Raw genomic sequence first — 20,396 nt, 5'->3', positions numbered from 1 at the left:
ATCGCCTAATTGACGCAAGGCTTCATAAGGCATTGCCGACTTTTTAAGTCTCGTTGCATACAAGGTAATAGTAGGTCTGCAAATACCTAATTGAGAGGATATGGCCCTTAGTGAAAAACCCCTTTCTAAATACTGGATAATTGCTCGAATCTGTTGCATTGATATCACTTGATTAGCCATGCTTCCTTTTATAAAGCAAGGACGTTAATAAATGGTATCAACAACTACCTTAAGTGGTAAACTTTGTGCCGTATTGTCACCCGAGGCTTAACCTAAGTGGTAAACTTTGGAGTGAAATAAAAATCCTAACCCTCATTCCAAGTGGTAAACTTTGGAGTGAAACGCTGGTAAACTATCGAGTGAAATAAGTGGTAAACTTTGGGGCGTAATATCCAAATTTCTGCTACTAGCGTATTGGGAGCTGAAATTTTCAAGTGTTTTTCTTTTTATAAGCCTAACTCTCATAGACTCTGGTGTAAATGTAATAAAAGTTCACAAAAAGTGAAGTTTTCGTAAAATTATTTTTTCAGGTTTGAAGCTAGGATTTACTTGGTGGAATTGATTAGGTGTTTGTACTTAACGGGTAGGGGGGATTACAAACGCCTCCCAAACTACATATTGGTATCGCTGCTGTTTTTGAAAATTTCGAAATCCAGCTGGTGGGATTCTCCAATTGGCACAGCGTCATTGAATTCTTTTAATTCCCCCTGCATGGATATATTGACGATTGAGTTGTAAATGGATTCATTAACTCCTATTAAAGTATTCAGTGCTTCTTTGATGTTTTCCTGGTAGTGGTTGGGTTTTAAAGGGTTAAGGGGGGATTAAAGCTGTTTTTTTATAAAAGCAATAAACAATTATTGTAATTCTAAAAACGAATTAATTTTAATGATTTGACATTTTCCTATTCTCTCAATTGCCAAAAGGTCATTATCCCCTGTCAACAAATAATCTGCTTTTCCTGATTTTGCTAGATTCAATAAAAAGTTGTCTTTGGGATCTCTGCACAGATTTAAATTATGTTTGACTTCAATTAGTTCTATAAATGGTTCTAGTGTTGTTAACATCTCTTCAAGAGAATTTCCGGTAAAATATTTTTTTAATTTTGGTTTAGATATAGTTCCTGCAATTTCATCTAGAAGCTCTGTACTAAAAAGAATTTTTATTTTTTTGAAAATAGTAATTCGTCTAAGAGAGTTATTTTGTTTGAAATAATAAAGCTGATCCATAGATTGGTATCAATAATGATTTTAATAGTCCTATTTTTTGCCATAGCGCTTTGCTCTCACTTCTTCCACCATTTGAGTTATTTCGTTTAAACTTGGTGCAGAATTTGCATTTTTTCTCATCTTTTTAAGATAAGCTTTCAGGTTTGTCGCTGGGTCTTCATTTACTTTAATTAGATTTAACTCCTGCATCCCTTTTATAAGCTTCAAAGCTTTGGGGTTAAGTATTTCTATTGTTAATGCTTCCATATTCCGAATTTACAAATTTAATTTGAGTTTTAATTGAGTACCGTTTAATAAATAGTTCAATGGTGCTTTCTACTTGTGTAAGATTAGGTATAAATACCTAAGGGAGATTACAACCGCTCCCAAACTATATATTTGTATCGCTGCTGTTTTTGAATATTTCGAAATCCAGCTGGTGGGTTTCTCCAATTGGCACAGCGTCATTGAATTCTTTTAATTCCCCCTGCATGGATATATTGACGATTGAGTTGTAAATGGATTCATTAACTCCTATTAAAGTATTCAGTTCTTCTTTGATGTTTTCCTTGTAGGGGTTGGGGTGCATATGCTTTGAGAATGCGGGGGATTTCTTTGGCCAAGTAGTGTAATGGTTAGTGTTGTCTGGTTTGGGGGGATTGGGGCTGGCTTAAGGACGAATTTGTCGCTTAAAAATATGGGAAAGTATATTGTATGAAAAAAGCCACTTAAAAAGTGGCTTTTGATAAATTATTAAAGACCTTCAAAATCTCTTGGTGCTATGGTTTTCATTCTTTAAAGTTTTATTTAAGGTACAACAAATTTAAAATATTATTTAATCCTGTTCCCATTTTTTGCATAATCTTACAAAGTTTATGTAAATCTTAGAATTACCGCCACTATTCCCTGATTGTTCATTTTGAATTCAATTAATTTAGAGGATTGATTCAAAGTTCCTTTATAGGGTGTTATAAACCTTTTTGCTGTTTCAGAATTTGAAGACATGTCAGACTTCCACCAAGTTGATGTGACTTCATATGTAAATTTAATTTTGTCATTTCGTTGCGCTTCTGTTTCCTTTTCAAATTTAAGTTTATTGATCTGGAAATTATACTGTAAGGAAATTGCATTATACAGAAGTCCAATAGTTACACAGCCAAATGATGCTATTGAAAGATATTCAGATAATTTTATTTCGATTTTTGAGTAATAGTCAATTAAAAACAAACTGACAATAAGTACAGTGAGTAACAAAAAGGCAATTCTCAAGAAACTAAATGAAATTGTAATCGTTCCTGTTGCAGGTGCTTTTTTTTGATCCATTTATATTTTTTTTGAAAAGTATTTGATTCTTTTGGAATCGTTATTAGAGGATTTTCTAAATTTTTAAAGATGTTTTGTGGGGGATTACAACTGCTCCCATACTACTCACCCTCTTCTATCTCAATCCCGTTGATATTGGCCAGGTTGTCAAAAGTCTCTTCCTCTTTTCCAATGAGCTGGATTAGTAGCTGAATATTTGTATCGCTGCTGTGTTTGAATATTTCGAAATCCAGCTGGTGGGTTTCTCCAATTGGCACAGCGTCATTGAATTCTTTTAATTCCCACTGCATGGATATATTGACGATTGAGTTGTAAATGGAGTCATTTACTCCTATTAAAGTATTCAGTGCTTCTTTGATGGTTTCATGGTAGTGGTTGGGGTGCATAGGCGTTAGAATGCGGGGTATTTTGGCTAAGTAGTGTAATGGTTAGTGGTGTCTGGTTTGGGGGGGATTAAAGCTGGCTCAAGGACGAATTTGTCGATTATAGATTTTGCCAATTTTTATGCAGTAGGTGTTGTTTCTTGTAGTGAAACCTTCAAATCCGGTTATTAGTCTTCTTGCGTCTTTATTGTAGCCGTTGATGAATTCTATTCGGTCATATTTTCTTCTATTGCCTTCGGCATCGAATAGGCGAGATGTCCAGAAAGGAGAGACGTCTCTGTATTCTATCGGTTTGGTTCCGGCTAGAATTTTGTCGAACCATTCTTTTTGATGACGATTTTTAGGTTGAGCATGGGTGGTGGGTTTGTTATGTTTAATTTGCTTTTTTGAATAGAGCGTATTCTACGGCGCGAAATTCGGTTATGTCGTTTCCGAGTAGGGTTTTCATTTTTTGATAAAACTCATCAAAAGTGGATTCTTGTTTGATGCCATCAATCCATTCAAGGTATTTTAGGTATAAGTACGTGTTCTTTGCTGTGCTATAGTTAGAGTCATTCGGATATAAAACGCTGTATACTTTACTATCCCAGATTGCATACATGTTAGGATTGATGAAGTGTAGCAATTTGGATGTACCTACTAAGGAGTTATTGAAGGTATTAATGAGTGTTTCTAGTTCATTCTGGTTGATACGTTTGTGAGATCTTGCTTTGTTTAAAATCTCAGTTGCTTCTTTGATGCTGTCTAGGTTTAGATTTTTTAATATGGTGGGCATCCAGGAGTATACCAGGCTGATGCCAATTATTATATTGTTCTCGGTTAATTCATTTTGATCTTTAAAGTATTGAATGAATATTGGATAGGTTTTTAAATAGGTGTCTTCTTGGGTGGAGTCAATTTTAGATGACATTTTGTGTAATTCATCGATTTTTATGTCTTTCATTACGGTTGTTTATTGTTTTATGTGCAAGTAAGCTTATCTGTTTATAACCTATTTATATTGGGTGGTTTGGTTTGAGGGGTAGGGTTGGGGGGATTGGGACTTATGGGTTTGTCGAAGAACTAATATATTTAACCAACCCGAAGTTTCGCGGCTTCTTTCCATAAATAGTGAGGTAGTGGTTCATTTAGTTCCCATTTTATATTCATTGGCTTTGCTCCATAGTGTTCTCTAATTTGTCCTTCGCCTACAAAGACATATCCCATGGTATTTCCATATTCATCTTCGTTTTTCTCACGAATAAAGAGCAATATTATTTTTTCATCTTTTTGATGATTTATATAGGAAATCCCTTTGGGTGTTTCTGGACCTGCAGTATTTTGACTTTGCCAATGAAATAGCGTTTCATTAATAGCATAATCATCATACATAGTGGTGGGGGAGAAATTTTCTTCAGATTTAATTAGATTAATAAATAGTAATTCGGTTTTTAATTTAGTATTTACTGCAACTCCTTCTCTGCTGGAGGATTTTGATTCAAATGTACTCAGTCCAAATGCTGCTAATATCTGATCCCTGGTATATCGTGCATGTATTTTTAAAGGTTGCTTGTATGGTAAATTGAAATCTATTTCTTTGAAATTGATATTATCTATTAATATTTCAAGTACTTCTATTATCTCTTCTGTTAATACTTTATTCTTGCCTATTTCTTGTATGCTCAATTCTAACGAATCAAACCCACCTGCGTTTTGCCAGATATCGTAATGAAGCATTAACAACATTTGTTGCTCTATTTCATTAAAATCTGCTATGGATATATTAAAACCTTGTTTTGCCAGTTTTAAAATAAACTGAAAATAGCTGGTTGAACTACATGATAGCCATTTATTGGCAATTGCCTTATGGATTTTTGTTTCATTGGTTTCATCAAATTGATCCAATTTGCCTGCATCGTGACACAGTCGTTTCCATCCCGCTCTTTTATAAATAAATTGTAAAGGGATATTATAGAATTCGGTAAAGTTCTTTAAGCTTAGCTGAAGGGTAGTCTGGTGTTGAAAGTTTTGAATCTTTTGGATGAGTTGATTTCGGTTATGTGATGTAGATGCTCTAATATTATCTAAAATGTACTCTTTGGCCTTTTTTTCTAATATGATTGAACATCCAAGAGGAAGATGAGGGAAATTGTCTTCTATTTCTTTTTTAACCGTAGTTGAGGTTTTGCCTATTAATGCCCTGAATTTATTTTCAAAATTGTATTCTGGTCTTGAGTTCCCTACAAAGTCTAAAACAGTTAAGCATTCTTTATTCTCTGCAAGTCTCAAACCTCTTCCAAGTTGCTGCAAGAAAATTGTTAAGCTCTCTGTGGGTCTCAAAAATAATACTGTATCTATTTCTGGAATATCCACTCCTTCATTAAATATGTCTACTACAAATAAATAGTTAATTTCTTTTTTTAATAATCGGGTTCTTATCAGATCTCTGTTTTGGTCATTTGCACTTGTTAAATAATCTGCCTTGAGTTCGGCCAAAGTAAATTTCTCTGTCATAAACTTAGCGTGCTCAATCGTAGCGCAAAAGCCTATTGCTCTTACCTCTGTTTTGTCTTTGGTGTATTTTTCTAATGCGTCAATTATTTCTCTTGTTCGTCTATTATTGGCAGTATAAACAGAGGTTAATTCGCTTGCTACGTATCGACCTTTTTCCCAGCCAACTGTAGATAAGTCTATACTATCTGTGATCCCGAAATATTGAAATGGGCATAATAGCTTTCTATTTAGTGCTTCAGGTAGTCGAATTTCAGCAGCAATTCTATTGTGAAAGTCTTCCTGGATATCACCACCATCCATTCTTTCAGGTGTAGCAGTCAGTCCTAATAAGACTTTAGGCTTGAAATAGTTCAATATCCCTCTATAGCTATTGGCTGTTAGGTGGTGGCACTCATCTATAACTATATAATCATAATATTCCGGGGAAAGTGTGATGTCGTTTAATCTGTTTTTTATGGTTTGTACAGAGGCGAAAACAAATTCATAATTGTTAGGTATGAGTCCATCTACCCAAAGTTCGCCAAAATTATTATCTCTTAAGATTCCCCTAAAAACATATAAAGATTGCTCTAGAATTTCTTTCCGATGTGCTAAAAATAAGAGTTTAGCAGATGGCGTTTCATTTTTGAACTTTTTATAATCAAATGCAGAAATCACAGTTTTTCCAGTTCCGGTGGCGGCGACTACAAGATTTCTGTTTCTATTATGTACTTTTCGTTCCACTTCTAGCTTTTCTAATATCTCTAGTTGGAAAGGGTAGGGTTTAACTTCAAAATAGGTGATGTTTTTGTTTGTATTATTCCCTGTTTGCCCTTGATTTAACGATTGTATTAGCTTCTCTTTGTGAACTTCGTCATTGAACAATTCAAAGTCGTCACTTGCCCAATAGGAATCAAAGGTTTTCTGGAATTTTTCAATAATGTGATGAACCTCTTTAGTAGTAATTTTTAAATTCCATTCTAAGCCATCGGTTAAAGCTGATCTTGAAAAATTAGAGGACCCTATGTAGCCTGTGTGGTATCCTGTATCCCTTTTGAATAAGTAGGCTTTTGCATGAAGTCTTTCATTGCCTGAATTGTAGGATATTTTTATTTGTGTATTCGGTAGTTTGGAGATTAATTGAATAGCCTTATAATCAGATGCCCCCATATAAGTCGTGGTAATTACTCTTAACTTGCCTCCCCGTTTTGTGAACTCAACTAATTCTTTTTCTAAAATGATGATTCCTTTAAACTTTATAAAAGATACTAGAAGGTCAATTTGATTTGATGATAATATTTCTTTTTTTAGTTCACTTTCTAGGGATAAACCTGTATTGCCGCCGGTAAATAGTTCGCTATGTGTTAATCGAGTGTAAGGCGTAATTTCCTTCAAACGAAGATCTAGATCTGAAAAGTGCTCATCGGTGGTTGAGAATACGGCTTTTAGTATTTTCCCTTCTACTTCAATCAAATCATTATTAAATTCTTCTTTATGTAGTTCTTCTTTTAGTAAAAGGATAATTTTATTGGCAATTTGTATCTGGGTTTCTATTTGGTTGTCTGACTTTACATAGTTCAGGGCATTTTTAATTGTCTGAGCTAAATGCTTGGATAAGATTGATGATGCTTCTTCTTTATCTATAGGAGATTTATTAATATAGAATTTGTCTTTATCAATATTTTCTAATTTCTGAGTGACTAATTGTGTGACTAATTCTTCGTAAATGCCTTGGATCATGAGATTGGATATTGGGTACTCTAATATGCGCCTTTTCCTGGTATAATATTTCTGACTCCGCCAATAGGTTGGGAGACATCGTTTTTCCTTCTTGGGATTAAATGAATATGAGTATGGAAAATGGTTTGTCCCGCATCACTCCCCGAATTTATGCCAATATTTCTACATTTAAATTTGTCGTGCTGCCCTCTGAAGTCTGTATTGTTCTTATCCTTTTTGGAAGCATTGCATGAATAGCAAAGCGCCTGGTAATTGTTTATTGAATCTTCCCCACCCAGATTTTTTGGGGTAATATGATCAACTTCTAATGCTTTTTCTTCAGCTGAGATTCCGCAGAGCTCACAACGGAAGCTTGCTCTTTTTAGTACTTGGTAACGGATACTTCCTGATACTGGTGCTCTGTTGGAAGTTCGATGGCTCCAAATGGCATCTCCTCGCTTTTGGATATATGCATCTACTTTACTTTCACAGAGCTTGATGAGTTCCTTTATTTGTGGTTCAGTAATGCTATTGAAATCTACTAGCTTATATAGTTTTTTTTGCTTTTCTACTATGTTGTGATTACGTAAAACTTTACCAACCATATTGTTGGTAATGCTTTGGTAGTATTCTATTTGACTTGGGTCGTATTTTAATAGTGAATTGGCAATATCTATATCAGTAGCTTGGCCACCTGACTCTAATAGCTTCTTGATCATCACCGGTTGGTAAATATGCGACATACGCATTTTTTGCTCAAGGAAGGATTTTAGTTGGTGGTAGGTCATTGGGTGGGGAAGGAGTGTTTGTTTTATTTTTCGGATGTAATACTGTTCGCTTTTAATTTTTTGAGAGTCCTGGTTTTATTTTTTTAAACTTTATCAATTGTTCTGCTTATTTTGAAATCTACTAGTGGTATTAACGTTTTTATGCTTTGCGTTCGGGCGGGTTTTCGGAGCACAAAACTGTCAATGTGCCACAAAAGTTGATGCGGGGTAGAATGTTAAATTAACCACTTCACACGCTATTAAGCCAAACGCCTGTTATCGGTTCGGCTTTTTTTTTCTGTTCGGTTGTCATAATTTTATTTGTGTTACTAGTTTTGAAAATGTCTCACGAAACTTAATTGTATTTTCAACAAGCCAATCTAAGGATTCATCAACTTTTTTAGGGTTGTTAAAGTCAGTCGAGTTTAGCAATACAATCACTTTGTCTCTATTTTCCGGGTTGGGATTCCATTGCAAAGGTTGTCCGATTGCCGTTTCAATTTCTGTCTTTTTACTTTCTAAAAATGGAAGCATAGTGTCGGCAATTTTATTTCCTATGTAAACTCTAACTCCCACAGTGTTTACGTCAGTGTTACAAGTATTGGAAATATGAATGTTGCTTTTTCCTAAACTAACATCAAACCAATACTGTGGTCGAGGTGTCTGTAAAGAAGGTATTTTCTTTGTCTTAGCAAGTTTGTCCTTGAACTTATTCCAAAATTCAAATTGAAATTTTCTGTTGTCGGATAGTTCGTCATTTGCTTTTGACCTTGCTGCTTGTCTAACGGCTTGGTTGGGTTTGCTAACAATATTAAAACGTAATGCAGCATTACTGTTGTCAATTTGCCAAAGTTCAACTTGAACACCAAAGATTGAAATTTGGTCTGAGGTATGGTCATTTAACCAATCAAGTGCTTTTTTATGTTCTTCAGTAAAGTCTGTCGCTATCCAAATAATTGTTGAAGCGTCAAGAACCGAGGCATAAGTTATCGCTTTGCCTAAATGATCGTGGTTCGTTTTTTCTAATTGGTTTTCAATAACCACATATTGTCCTGTACCTGTGTCCTTAGCTAATATGTCAGCAGAATATGGCCCAACTGCAACTTCTGTGTTTTCAACTTCTAATTCAAGTCCAAGTGCTTTATTAAGCTCTGAAATATTGTTTGCAAGCCAAGGAGTAAAGTCTCTGGCTTCGTTCGTCCATTTTTGTCTAGCTGGTACTGTTTTTAAAATTCCAAATTCCATTGTCTGAGTTTATTTATTTTAGTATCGTCTTTTAAGCTGACCGATAACGGAACGGGTATTTCTGCAGTAGCGGAAGTCTGTGTTACGTCAGCTTAATTTTTTGATGAAGTTGAATGGTGTTCATGTATTCAACACTTGATCCTAGACCGCTATTGCAGAAATACCATGTTAGGCATGGTTTGTTTCATAGAGGTATTCATGTATTTTTTCATGAATAACCATGGCTCTTTCGTTTCATCGGGCTGCAAACTTGGTATCTTCTCCAACGCTGTAACTATCCATCTTGATTTATTTGAAGTTCTTTCAACACCATGTTCAACAAGCCAAGATTCGAGTTCTCCATACGGCATTATAAACATTCCCCTCTTTGAGCAAATAGTAGACAGCTCAACAAACACTTTTTGATTTGGCTCGGTTAATGCAAGATATCCGGCTTGCTTGAATTTGTACCAATCAGAATTTTCCTCTCTAATCTTTTTTAGCTTTCTTCTAGCTTTTAGTAATTTTAAAGATACCTCTTCATCATTTTTCTTGTTTTCCAATAACAACTCCTCTAATTCATTATTTAGGTTTTCGAGTAGTTCATTTGGATTAACGGCATCAATCTCTTCTACTATCAATTTACGTAGTTCATGTAGATGCTGAATTTCTTCATGAGGGAAGGAAAGGCTTTTTATTATTTTATCAAACTCATCTTTCTCTCGTAAAATATCAAAATCAACTATGACACAGAATTTCACACCTAAGTTCTTATATGGCAAAGCAACTTTTGAGACTGTCTGTTTATTGTGCGCATGAGCATAATGAATATCATCGTAATTACGTATCTGCCGCGCAATTCTTTGGTAAAAGGTTGCATCACTATCTGCTTCAACTACAACAACACCCTTGTAAAATATTCCATCCAATATTCTGGAGGAGCTTAAAAGGGGATCGCTAGAAATTGATTTAAGTTCATTAGGGTCTAATAGGTTGTATGTACTATTATCGTTCTCTCGATTCAACCTTAAAAGTGTGACATCTTGTCTTATGTTTAATATTCCCCGTAATAAATCAGTGCTGTGAGTAGCAATGAAGATTTGCCTACCCTCTGAGGCTTGTTCGGCAATTATTTCACCCAATCGTAAGGTTTGCGGCGGATGCAAAAATGCTTCTGGTTCATCAAGTAATAGAACTGGTTTGCTGCCAAGTAAAATTGATAAATAAGTTGAGATAAAACTCTTTATGCCATCGCCTTGTTCGTCTAGCCTCTCTAGCTTCTCGAACTCTTCTCTAGACTGCATAGGGTCACGAGAAATATTATCAAGTTCTTTTCCCACCCGAATACTCATTGTAGTCAACGAAGAAATATCAAGTCTAACATCAATTCCAAATGCAGATTTAATAAGTTTTCTTAGTTTATTTTCTGCTTCTATTCCTTCTCTATAAAATGCTTGTAACAAGTTTTCCACGTATAGGTTTACTTTTCCACTGCTTGACTCCTTTATAAGTTTCAGCCTATCTTCGGTTAGAAGAAGTGTATTTAGAAAGTTACCAAAGTAATTGGCAAAGTTGACTTGAACCATCTTGCGATATTCTGGGTCAGAGTAGCTCTCTCTTTTGAGCCAAGATTTAATATTTTCTGACCAATTAACACCTCCTACATGAAGATTATAGCTTTTAAGCAAAGATGAATCTAATGTTCTTAAATAGAAATCTCCACCCTCTAGAACTACGTTGATATGGTATGATTTTAGAAGTGCATCTAAATCATCTGGCAAAGTAAATTCTAAACTCCCCAAAATCGTTGTATGATGTTGGTTTGATGTGCTTAGTTGGAGAATGTCCTTTAATAATCGACTTTTTCCAGAATTGTTAGGTCCTACAAATACTGTCAATTGTCCAGGTGTTATTTCAAATCCGTCTTTGAGAGTAAGTTTTTGAATTTTATATGTATACACGATATGGGAAGTTTAAATCACGCCTAACGGTTTGGCGCTTGGCGCAGTGGCGGATTTCGGAGCTCTAAACTGTCAACCCAGCACAAAATTTGATGCGAGGCAGAATGTTCAATTAACCACATCACCCGCCATTGCCGCCATACGCCTGTTGTGCGTACGGTGTTTTTCTTTCGTCCTGATTGACTGTCGGTTGTGGGTTGGAACAGACTCACTTTTTGCCAAGTTTTGACTTGGGAGTCGGCTAGTGCGACTTGGCAATGTGTGTGGCTGTTGAGCGGTGGCATATTGTCTATTCAGGTTCGTTTACAAATGATTCTTCATAGTCTTTTCTGCTTAAAACAGTGTCGTAAAGCCCAATGTCTTGTCCTTCGTGTTTGTTGATGCCGATATATTCCAAACTTGCGTCTTCATATCGTTTGAATTTATAAACTGCATCATTCATCAAGGCAGAGTTGAATACTCCAAGACTTACCAATAATTCAAAGTCTTTGACGGATAGACCAGTTACCTTTTTGAAAAGACCTGGTTCCAATTGCGTGATTACGTCTTTCAAACTTCTTTCTCGGTAGTCTGTTAGGTACATAAACACGGGAACACGTGTCGCAAACTTGATGAGCTTTTCTTGTATTTGCTTTCTCAGGCTCTTGTATTCTTTTTCTTCGTCTGAAAGTTCCTTTTTTTCTTTCTTGGACAGTTCACGGTCGTTGGCTTCTTTCTTCGCTTTCTTTACGCTCTCTGACTTATTGATGATGGTTTCAATGTCTTGATTTAGGTTTCTGAATCCTTCAATGTTCATCAAGGCTTTCATCGCTTCTTCGTTTGCCATTAGTCTCGCAAGCGTGTTATTGTCCACATTTACGAGCAAAGCACTTTCCCATCGTCTAGCCAATAAAGTTGCAGTTGTGCCACTCATTGCAATGTCTAATATTCCTGCTGCATCTACTTGTTTCATCGAACTTCCGTCATAAGCCAAAACGGGAAGGAAATTGATGAAATCTTCAACGTTCTTTTCGGGGTTTGACTCGTTTACGTTTAGTCGGCAAGCGTAATCAGCAATTTGGCGTAAGGCTCTATTTGGGGCAAAGTCAAACACATAGCATTCTTCTTTCAGAATTTCTTCTTTATTGGGCGATTTGCTATCAGGATTTTTAATCACCCAAGGGGTTTGTACTCGGAATGCTGCTTGAAAATAGGTTTCAGGACTGGAAGAATTACGCAACATAAAAATTCCTGTCCAAGGCTTTACCGATACCCCTGTTGTGAGCTTACCACAAGACAAAGTAATGGTTTTAGATTCCAAAGGATTATCGGTCATAGCATCTAAAACAGGTGGTAAAGCGTGAACCCCAATACCTGCTTGTGTGCCTGCGGCAACTACTACGGTGTAATCGTGGTAAAATTTGTTTTGCCTCTGCTTTAAGAGATTTGCCATTGCGTGACAAGCGGCAACCGTAGGCAAAAACCAAAAAGTATGATTCAAGACATTCAGCAATGGAGCGTGTGAAAATGGAAGTGGTGGTTTTTTTGCACCCATTTTCAGGTTGTCAACGGTGGTTTCGCTAAACGAACCCCGAATTAAATCCAACCATTTTTGTACTTCATCTTCGTATTTAAAACGGGCTTCTCGCCCTTCGCCTTCGGCTGAAAAGAATATGTTTAAATCAAAACCGTCAAACTCGCCTTGCATAGCAATTTGGCTAATTGAATCGGGCAATTGGTAGGTCATCATTACCATTCGGGGCAAGGAAGCATAAGGATTCTTTCCTTTGCTTTCGTCCCAATCTGCTTTGGCTCTTTGCTCGTCTGAATACGTCCAGTTGAAAATCTGTTCTTCAATAAATTCACCTGATGCAATGGCACGGAAAGGTGTGCCTGACAAATACAAATAGTGATTTGTGGTGATAGGCATTGCTTCTTCATCAAAGTATTCGATGCCTTCACCTTCGCCAAATTCCAATTCTTTTTTGCCTTCCGCTTCAAAAAGTTCTTTGGCGTTTTCTCGCCAAGCTCCGTAGTGGTACTCGTCAAAAATTACACAATCCCAATTGGTGGCGTGTACCCATTCGTTCTTGGTTTTGATACCGCCTGTGCTGGTGTTCTTACCTAAGTAGTCCTGAAACGAACCAAAACAAACAATTGGTTTTTTGGGGTTTGCTTCTTCAAAGGATAAACCATTTCTGGAAATGAACTGCCAACCTTCAAAATCTACGTGGGTCATTAAATCTTCATCCCAAGCACTTTGTACGGCTGGCTTGAACGTCAGCACCAGAATTTTTGTCCAACCCATTTTTTTAGCCAATTGGTAACTGGCAAAGGTTTTTCCGAAACGCATTTTGGCGTTCCAAAGAAAGTGAGGCGTTTTATCAGGGTTTTCTTTTTTGAAACTTTTAAAATAGGTAATGGATTTATTTACTGCTTCTTCCTGTTCGGGTCGCATACCGAAAGTAAGCACTCGGTTTTCTTCTGTTTTTTCGCCTGTTTTGATTTGGTGAATGGCTCTGCGTAAATCATTTAATGTGCATTTAAACCATTCTCCGCTTTCGTTTACTACTTTCCATTCTCTCAACAATCGGTGTACTTCGTGGTCTGTAAATGAACTGCCATCACGCTTCATTGCCGATTCTTCAAATACGATTTTATATTGAATGGCTGCCGTGCCTAACTGCTCTTTGATACGTGTTTGTGCATCACGGTCGGTATAGCCGACTTTGAGCAAACCTTTATGCGTAGCTACATCTACCAACTCATAAGCATAAATGGTTGGATTGGTGGATGGTCGAGGAGGAAAAAAATCTTTTTTTTGAGACATAACATTATAGCAAACGACCATTGTCGAAGTCTGTTAGAAACTGTTGTGGGACTGTTGCCCTTATCGAAGCTAGATTTTGATTGCCACCTAAAACGAAATTATGATGTGCTCTAATGTTTTCAACAAATTCATTACAATTTACACGTGATTCTATTGATGGATTTCCAGCTGTATGTAATAATTGAACTCTCAATTGGTTTGGCTGCGGGGTATAGAAAAGAATTCGACCTTCTTCCGCCCAAGCACCTTGCTCATTATTTTCTTCCCATACGATTCTTGTTGAACCATCATTTTTTGATAAGTAACCAAGAAATTCATAATACTCTCCTTCAGAATTAAAAGCTACTTGTTGTTTTGTTCCAAATGTTGCTTTGTACATATTTTTAAATTTAAAGTGATTTACGGATTATGCTTCAACTTCCATCGGTCGAATAAGCTGTTCAATGAATTCAGTTTCTTCACGATTTAAATTGAATTTTCTGTAAAGTTTTTCATCGTCCCAACTTTCCGACATTGGCAAATCTGGCACGAAAATGAATTTGCCTTTTGTGATGTTTTGGGTTAAAAGTATTGTCGAAACTAAAAACCTACAAAACTTAGTTTTTAAGAAGTTTGCCATATTTTCTGCTTCTGATCGACTTTCGTACTTACCAACAACTAAATAGGATTCCGTGCAAACTGTTTGGGGAGGCATTATTTCAACTCTTGAAAAAATTCGTCTTTTACCTTCTTTATCTGGTTGTCCACCGTGGTCATTTGAAGCTTTAGATAGCATTACTTTCCATTTGCCGATTAAATCTTTTCCACTAGTTACTTTACTTGAGGAAATTTTGCCATTTCCAGCACTTGTTATCAAATCAAGATCTCCAATTTTTTCAGGCCTAACACTAGAAACTAAACCAAATGGCATTCTGCTTGATACAACATTATCTAAGAAATTTTGACTTTTCTCTTTAACCTTATGAATAATATTAATTGCTAGATTATCTCTTACAAAAGTTTCAAATTCATCTAAGTAACGTTCAGACTTTATTATTTCATTTTTTCTGATTGTCTTAACTTCACAAATTCCTTTGTTGTCCCTATCCCAAAGGAAATAACAAATACCGCCCGCAATATCAACCCCAGGGAAACAATCACGTGAATCAGCATAATCGACCAACTTTCTTATTCGCTTATCTATAAGCATTTCACTTCTAAAGTCATCTAATCCCTTACCACCTGAATACCATCTTGCTGGAATAATCATCGACAGGTATTTAGGATTCAGTTTCTTTGCCTGCTCAATAAACAAGTTGTAGATCGGTTTTGCACTTGAACCTGTGCCACCACCATCATTTAACTGATAAGGGGGGTTCCCAACGATAACGTCAAATTTCATATTGAATATTTTTTCAGGATTGTCTGTGTGAATAAAATTGTAAGCGTAGGTTTCCAAAGCATCTTCTCGGTCGTACACTTCTTGGCTTGCGCCGCAATAGGTGCACTTGCCGTTTTGCCAGGTATGTTGCATACGTTCATAATAGATGTTGCCTTGCTCATCATTAAAGGTTTCGCAAATGGAGTATTTTCCATTAGCTGTTTTGGAACAATATACGCTTCTGCGGCTCAGTAAACTGGTCAATTCAGTAATGGCTATGCCATAGAGTTGTTTGCTAAAAATGTGGTTAATGCGTTCTTGCTTATCGGGTATTTGAGTTTCCAAACCCTTCATCAGTCGCTTTGCCATTTCCCGTAAAAACACGCCACTTTTAGAAACAGGGTCTAAAAACTTGGCGTTTGGGTTGCTCCATAATTCAGTCGGAAGCAAGTCCAAAATATCATTTACCAAACTTGGTGGTGTAAATACTTCGTCATTGCTCAAATTGGCAAGGCAAGAGAGTACATCGGGGTTATAGTTCGTTTGTATCATCTTCGCCCAATTTTAAGAAATGAATCAGTGTATAATCTTTTACAGGCTCGTCAATGGCGGCTGCATTGCCTTCGTCATTGAACATTGAGAACTGGTGTGTTTTTTCCACTAAAAATTTAAACATATAATCCCTTCGTTTCAACATTGAGCCGTTTACGGCACTCCATTCTGAAAAAATAATGGGTTGTTTGGTTTCGGGGTTGGTAAAGTCCAAAGCATCACCCCAAAGTATGTTCCTGCCAAAGAGAAACTTTATGCTTTGTCTACACTCGACTTTGCATTTGTCTTTGAATAGGTTAGTGTAACGCTCTTCAAAGATTTTGAATAGGCGTTCTCTGCATTCTTGTGCATTGTCTTCCAAAATGTCCACTCCGTAAATGCTTGAGACAGCAATCACTGCATATCTTTCCCATTCAATTTGGCTTTTGCTGTATCGTTGGTCAACGATATTCAATTTTCTGCGAAGCACTTCCGCCAAAAAGTTCCCATTACCGCAAGCGGGTTCTAAGAAACGTGAGTCAATGCGTTCCGTTTCGTGCTTTACTAAATCGAGCATAGCGTTTACTTCACGTTCGTTGGTAAACACTTCTCCGTGGTCAGTAACCCGTTTTTTGGATTTTACTTGCTTGTCTGTTTGCTTTACTATTTCATCCATTGGCTTCTTTCCTTTTTTCGTATTTCTTCAATGGAGAATCCGTTTTGTAAAGTACCTTTCCAGAAGGAACGAATAGGCTTGAACTGTCTAAATGGGTTTCTTGGTCGTCAAAGAATATATGAGCACCAAAGGCTTTCAAAACTTTGTCCTTTGAAAGACCACCCATAAAGTAAGCTTCATCTACATAAACGCCCCATTGTCTGAGCGTTTTAATCACTCGCATATGACTTGGAGCATTTCTGGCTGTTACAATGGCAATACGCAAAGGAGTTAATTCAATAGTCATTGGTAAATGCTCTTGAATTTTTGAGAGTTTTCTCAAAAGTTCTGCGAATGGACCATCTTTCAATGGTACATCTTCGTTTTCTTCTTCGTGTTTGTGAAATGCTTCAATGCCTTGCTCTTTATAGATTTGTTCTGATTCTCCTGAGAAAACAACTGCATCAGCGTCAAAAGCAAACTTCACTCTGTTCTTATCGGGATTAAAGTCTTTTGGTGGGTTGTATATTAATGCTGCTGCGCAATTTGTATTGTCAATTACCCATTGAACGTCTTTTTCATCACGTGATAGGAACAAGTCTACATCATAAGCATCAATAAAAGGGGCTAAATCTTCACCACCTGAAAATGCTGTCCTTGTAATTGGAAGTTTGTATTGTCTAATCGATTTCAATACTCTCACCCCTGTCTCTGGGCTATTCCTTGACATTACTACCACTTCAATAATTTGCTTACTTGCTTGGTTGTTAAGTTGCAACAAACTTTGAATTAAGGGAAAAGCTGTCCCAGGGATTAGAAGTTCGTTTTCGTGTTCAAGTTGGAATTTTCTAAATCCTTCTATTCCTTCTTTGTCGAATACTTCATTTTCTTTCTCCAAGTCAAACAAGGCTCTTGAAGAAACTCCCACTACTAATATTTCTGAAAAGTCTGTCGGCATCTATTATATTTTCTGTTGTCAAATTTAATTTTTTATGTTCTCTTGTCTGTCCGTGCGTTAGCAAAAAATGGCTCTTTTGGTTTTTGAGCGTTGGCTCGTGCGTTGGAAAAAACCAAATGTGCCATTTGTGGGTCGGGCTTTTTACACTGACGCACAACGATGGAGCATTGATCCTGTCGGCTAAAGTTAGTTAATTGTTTACTTTAGGCTTCGCCGATAGTATCAATGCAATGTTGGGCGAAGGTCGTACAGGTCTTTAAATTTAATCCATCTAAACTGACGACCGGAGTTCGTCAGCTGAATTACTATTCTATATCTGCTAGTACTACTAAAGCAATGACATAAAAGAAATTTATGTTGTTGCTTTAGTAGATAGGTTACATTGAATAGCATTGGGTGATAAAACATTTACGTTACGTATTTTCCGACAGTCAACATCAGCGATTTGAAAAAATATATTCTGTAGCTTCATGCAAGCCCTTTGCCTTCGGCTTTTCACAAGCAAGCTTGAGGCGCCTTCGCCTAAAGGCTTGCTAGTATAGGTCTTCTAAAATCATTCTTTAAAAATTAACCAATAAAAAAGCAACTATTATTCGTTACAATTTTAATCAGCTGACGAATTTCGCCTCAACTCGTTAATTTATGTTACTCTTATTTTTTAGAATAATCTCATTTTGCTATCAATGCGTTGGTTAGTATAATACTTCTAAAATTGTTGTAACGCAAATACACATATACATTTTATATTTCTTCTTGTTTCAATTTTTTCAAAGCAAAGCTTCCTGACTCCCAGATATACCTATCCAAGGTCAGTATTACTAACAGCAATTAATTCTTTGGGAGGGGAGTAACAATTGGGTCTATTAAATATAGATAATAAATTTAATACTGACGAAAAAGTGCAGTAAAATTGGACGGATGGGAACAGGATTGTCGGCTCCACTTCGTTGCGCCGACTTCCCAAGAGGGGGGCGTACCCAAAGACCCGCACCGCCTGCGGCGTTGCTCGGGGTTTCCCATTTTCGGTCTTACAAAAGCAAGCTTTTGACGCCCTCAAATAGAAAACCCCGGTACTACGTACCAGGGTCTTTGTGCCCAGAACAGGAATCGAACCTGCACTACCTTGCGATAACCAGATTTTGAGTCTAGCGCGTCTACCAGTTCCGCCATCTGGGCCTCAAATCGGAGTGCAATATTAGACTATGATGGTTTAATTTCCAAAAATTATCTATTGCAAACCGGAAATGATTCGGTCGAGGTATTTTTTCTTATAGTAGTAGTCTTTTATTTGCAGCAGCTCTTTTTCGGTAGCAGTATCGTGCGAATAATGCGCCAGAGTGGGTGCAACAGCTTCATGTATTTCATTTTGTAGGTTTTTGGCCGCGGTTAATAGGGTGGCGACTGCGGCGGTGTCGGTTTTGTCCAGTTCCATTACCTGTTCGTTCAAATCCATTACTTCCATCAGAAAGTCGGGGGGGAGATTGTATTTTTCTTCTTCCTGTATCAATCCCTTTAATCCCAATATGTATTTGATGATCAGATCGGGGTTCTGTAAGGTTTTATAGGCTTCGTTTACCGTGGCGGATTTTTCCAGGGCTTCTTCCTGTTCCATAGCTGTGCCGCCCCCGTAAAAGTCGGGGTGGTAGGCCCTGCTGAGTTCGTAGAATTTTTTCTTTAGTGCCGCTGCGTCTATGGTAAATCCGGGCTCAATCCCGAATAATTCAAAATAATTCATGCGCAAATTTACTGCTTTCTAAAATGATAAATATCATGTGCAGGCTCGGCGGGCTGTTGTACATTCGTTGAAATTTTTAACGAATGTTGGTCATTGGTCTTATCAAAGAAGGGAAGCAACCTTCTGATACCCGCGTTGCCCTTACGCCTTCTCAGTGTAAATGGTTGGTGAAGAACGTAGAGAATGTAAAAATTAAAGTGGAGCATTCTCCCAATCGTTGTTATACTGATGAGGAATATGCCCGTGCGGGGGTGGAGTTAACCCATGATTTGTCGGAGTGCAATCTGCTCCTGGGGATTAAGGAAGTGCCCGTGAGCCAGCTGATTCCCAACAAGCGGTATATGTTCTTTTCGCATACCAAAAAAATGCAGCCTTATAACCGTGGCTTAATGCAGGCCATGGTGCAGAAAAATATTACCCTGATCGATTATGAGTGCCTGGAACACAAGGACGGCCAGCGCATTATCGGCTTTGGCTTTTTTGCCGGGATTGTTGGGGCGCACAATGGCATAATGGCCTATGGCAATCGTACCGGGGCTTTTCAACTGGAGCGCGTGCACAAGATCAAAGACTATCGTGCCTTAATTCATACCTATTTTGGTTTGAAACTGCCGCCCATTAAAATTGCCGTTACGGGTAGCGGGAGAGTAGCCCATGGTATTCTCGAAATCATGAACCTGATGGATGTGCAGGAAGTAGAGCCGGAAGAGTACCTGAGCAAGGAATTCGATTATCCGGTGTATGTGCATTTAAAGGGAAATAATTTATATCGTCACAAGGAAACCAAGACCTATAACCGCGATGAGTTCCATGACCATCCGGAACAATACGAATGCTTATTCCTGCCTTATTGCGCGCATACAGATCTGCTCATGAACGGTATTTACTGGGGTAATAATGTGCCTCGTTTGTTTGAGATGGAGCACTTAAAAGATCCCAGTTTCCGCATCACTACCATTGCCGATATTACCGATGACAAACACGGTTCTGTGCCTTGTAATTTAGGCGATGCAACTATTGATGATCCGGTGTATGGGGTGAACCTGCAGACGGGCGAACAAACGGCGCCGTATATTCCTGGTTCTATCGATATCATGGCCGTTGGGAATCTGCCCAATGAATTGCCCCGCGATGCCAGCCGTTATTTCGGAGAGCAGCTAATCAAATACATTCTGGAAGACGTGCGCAATGGCGGTTCTGCTACCATTGAAAATGCGACCATTCTGCAGGATGGTAAATTAACCCCACCCTTCGAATATTTGAAAGACTACGCTGCGCTGGATTAAACCAA

Annotated in this window: 17 protein-coding genes and 1 tRNA gene; 1 reads left to right on the top strand and 17 read right to left on the bottom strand. The window is 37.4% G+C overall.

Annotation, left to right across the window (positions count from 1 at the left end):
• Nucleotides 1–857 precede the first annotated feature (857 nt).
• The 17 genes from F777_RS16545 to hscB form a co-directional block, all read right to left on the bottom strand.
• Nucleotides 858–1,229 (bottom strand): putative toxin-antitoxin system toxin component, PIN family, encoded by a 372-nt coding sequence (locus tag F777_RS16545; RefSeq protein WP_051408569.1) that lies wholly within the window; start codon nucleotides 1,227–1,229, stop codon nucleotides 858–860.
• 30 nt (nucleotides 1,230–1,259) lie between these two features.
• Nucleotides 1,260–1,475: a hypothetical protein gene (locus tag F777_RS0111035; RefSeq protein ID WP_026752095.1), complete on the bottom strand. Its 216-nt coding sequence runs from the start codon at nucleotides 1,473–1,475 to the stop codon at nucleotides 1,260–1,262.
• 124 nt (nucleotides 1,476–1,599) lie between these two features.
• On the bottom strand, nucleotides 1,600–1,797 hold the full coding sequence (locus F777_RS16540; protein ID WP_037370181.1) for a hypothetical protein: 198 nt from the start codon (nucleotides 1,795–1,797) through the stop codon (nucleotides 1,600–1,602).
• Between the two features lie 284 nt (nucleotides 1,798–2,081).
• Nucleotides 2,082–2,531, bottom strand: a complete 450-nt coding sequence (locus tag F777_RS0111025; protein WP_026752094.1) for a hypothetical protein — start codon at nucleotides 2,529–2,531, stop codon at nucleotides 2,082–2,084.
• Between the two features lie 101 nt (nucleotides 2,532–2,632).
• On the bottom strand, nucleotides 2,633–2,917 hold the full coding sequence (locus tag F777_RS16535) for a hypothetical protein (RefSeq protein WP_037369394.1): 285 nt from the start codon (nucleotides 2,915–2,917) through the stop codon (nucleotides 2,633–2,635).
• A 370-nt stretch (nucleotides 2,918–3,287) separates the two neighbouring features.
• Nucleotides 3,288–3,857: a hypothetical protein gene (locus tag F777_RS0111015; protein WP_026752093.1), complete on the bottom strand. Its 570-nt coding sequence runs from the start codon at nucleotides 3,855–3,857 to the stop codon at nucleotides 3,288–3,290.
• A gap of 128 nt (nucleotides 3,858–3,985) precedes the next feature.
• Nucleotides 3,986–7,126 (bottom strand): DUF3427 domain-containing protein, encoded by a 3,141-nt coding sequence (locus tag F777_RS0111010; RefSeq protein ID WP_026752092.1) that lies wholly within the window; start codon nucleotides 7,124–7,126, stop codon nucleotides 3,986–3,988.
• 20 nt (nucleotides 7,127–7,146) lie between these two features.
• Nucleotides 7,147–7,848 (bottom strand): HNH endonuclease signature motif containing protein, encoded by a 702-nt coding sequence (locus tag F777_RS0111005; protein ID WP_201767605.1) that lies wholly within the window; start codon nucleotides 7,846–7,848, stop codon nucleotides 7,147–7,149.
• Between the two features lie 333 nt (nucleotides 7,849–8,181).
• The gene (locus F777_RS0111000; protein WP_037369392.1) at nucleotides 8,182–9,117 is read right to left on the bottom strand and encodes a DUF4268 domain-containing protein; all 936 of its coding nucleotides are present in this window, start codon (nucleotides 9,115–9,117) and stop codon (nucleotides 8,182–8,184) included.
• A 149-nt stretch (nucleotides 9,118–9,266) separates the two neighbouring features.
• On the bottom strand, nucleotides 9,267–11,057 hold the full coding sequence (locus F777_RS0110995; protein WP_026752089.1) for an ATP-dependent nuclease: 1,791 nt from the start codon (nucleotides 11,055–11,057) through the stop codon (nucleotides 9,267–9,269).
• A gap of 289 nt (nucleotides 11,058–11,346) precedes the next feature.
• Complete coding sequence (locus F777_RS0110990) at nucleotides 11,347–13,866, bottom strand: GIY-YIG nuclease family protein (protein WP_026752088.1); 2,520 nt, start codon at nucleotides 13,864–13,866, stop codon at nucleotides 11,347–11,349.
• 4 nt (nucleotides 13,867–13,870) lie between these two features.
• Nucleotides 13,871–14,245 (bottom strand): hypothetical protein, encoded by a 375-nt coding sequence (locus F777_RS16530; RefSeq protein ID WP_051408567.1) that lies wholly within the window; start codon nucleotides 14,243–14,245, stop codon nucleotides 13,871–13,873.
• A 27-nt stretch (nucleotides 14,246–14,272) separates the two neighbouring features.
• Complete coding sequence (locus tag F777_RS0110980; protein WP_026752087.1) at nucleotides 14,273–15,778, bottom strand: Eco57I restriction-modification methylase domain-containing protein; 1,506 nt, start codon at nucleotides 15,776–15,778, stop codon at nucleotides 14,273–14,275.
• A complete protein-coding gene (locus tag F777_RS0110975) occupies nucleotides 15,759–16,433 on the bottom strand; it encodes a hypothetical protein (RefSeq protein ID WP_026752086.1) in 675 nt (224 codons plus the stop codon). The genes F777_RS0110980 and F777_RS0110975 overlap by 20 nt, the downstream gene beginning before the upstream one ends.
• Nucleotides 16,426–17,370 carry a 5'-nucleotidase gene (locus tag F777_RS0110970; RefSeq protein WP_026752085.1) on the bottom strand — a complete coding sequence of 315 codons (945 nt, stop codon included), beginning with the start codon at nucleotides 17,368–17,370 and terminating at the stop codon, nucleotides 16,426–16,428. Before F777_RS0110970 ends, F777_RS0110975 begins: the two co-directional genes overlap by 8 nt.
• Nucleotides 17,371–18,462: 1,092 nt before the next feature.
• Nucleotides 18,463–18,546: transfer RNA gene (locus F777_RS0110965), tRNA-Leu, on the bottom strand.
• 52 nt (nucleotides 18,547–18,598) lie between these two features.
• Entirely contained in the window at nucleotides 18,599–19,105 is a 507-nt protein-coding gene (gene hscB, locus F777_RS0110960; RefSeq protein WP_026752084.1) for a Fe-S protein assembly co-chaperone HscB, read from the bottom strand.
• 83 nt (nucleotides 19,106–19,188) lie between these two features.
• Between hscB and F777_RS0110955 the strand changes: the two genes are divergently transcribed.
• Entirely contained in the window at nucleotides 19,189–20,391 is a 1,203-nt protein-coding gene (locus F777_RS0110955; protein WP_026752083.1) for an NAD(P)-dependent oxidoreductase, read from the top strand.
• The last annotated feature ends 5 nt before the right edge of the window (nucleotides 20,392–20,396 follow it).

This window comes from Sediminibacterium sp. C3 (assembly GCF_000508085.1).
Lineage (GTDB): Bacteria > Bacteroidota > Bacteroidia > Chitinophagales > Chitinophagaceae > Sediminibacterium.
Note: the sequence above shows the minus strand (reverse complement) of the source record. Positions and strands in the feature narration are given on the sequence as shown.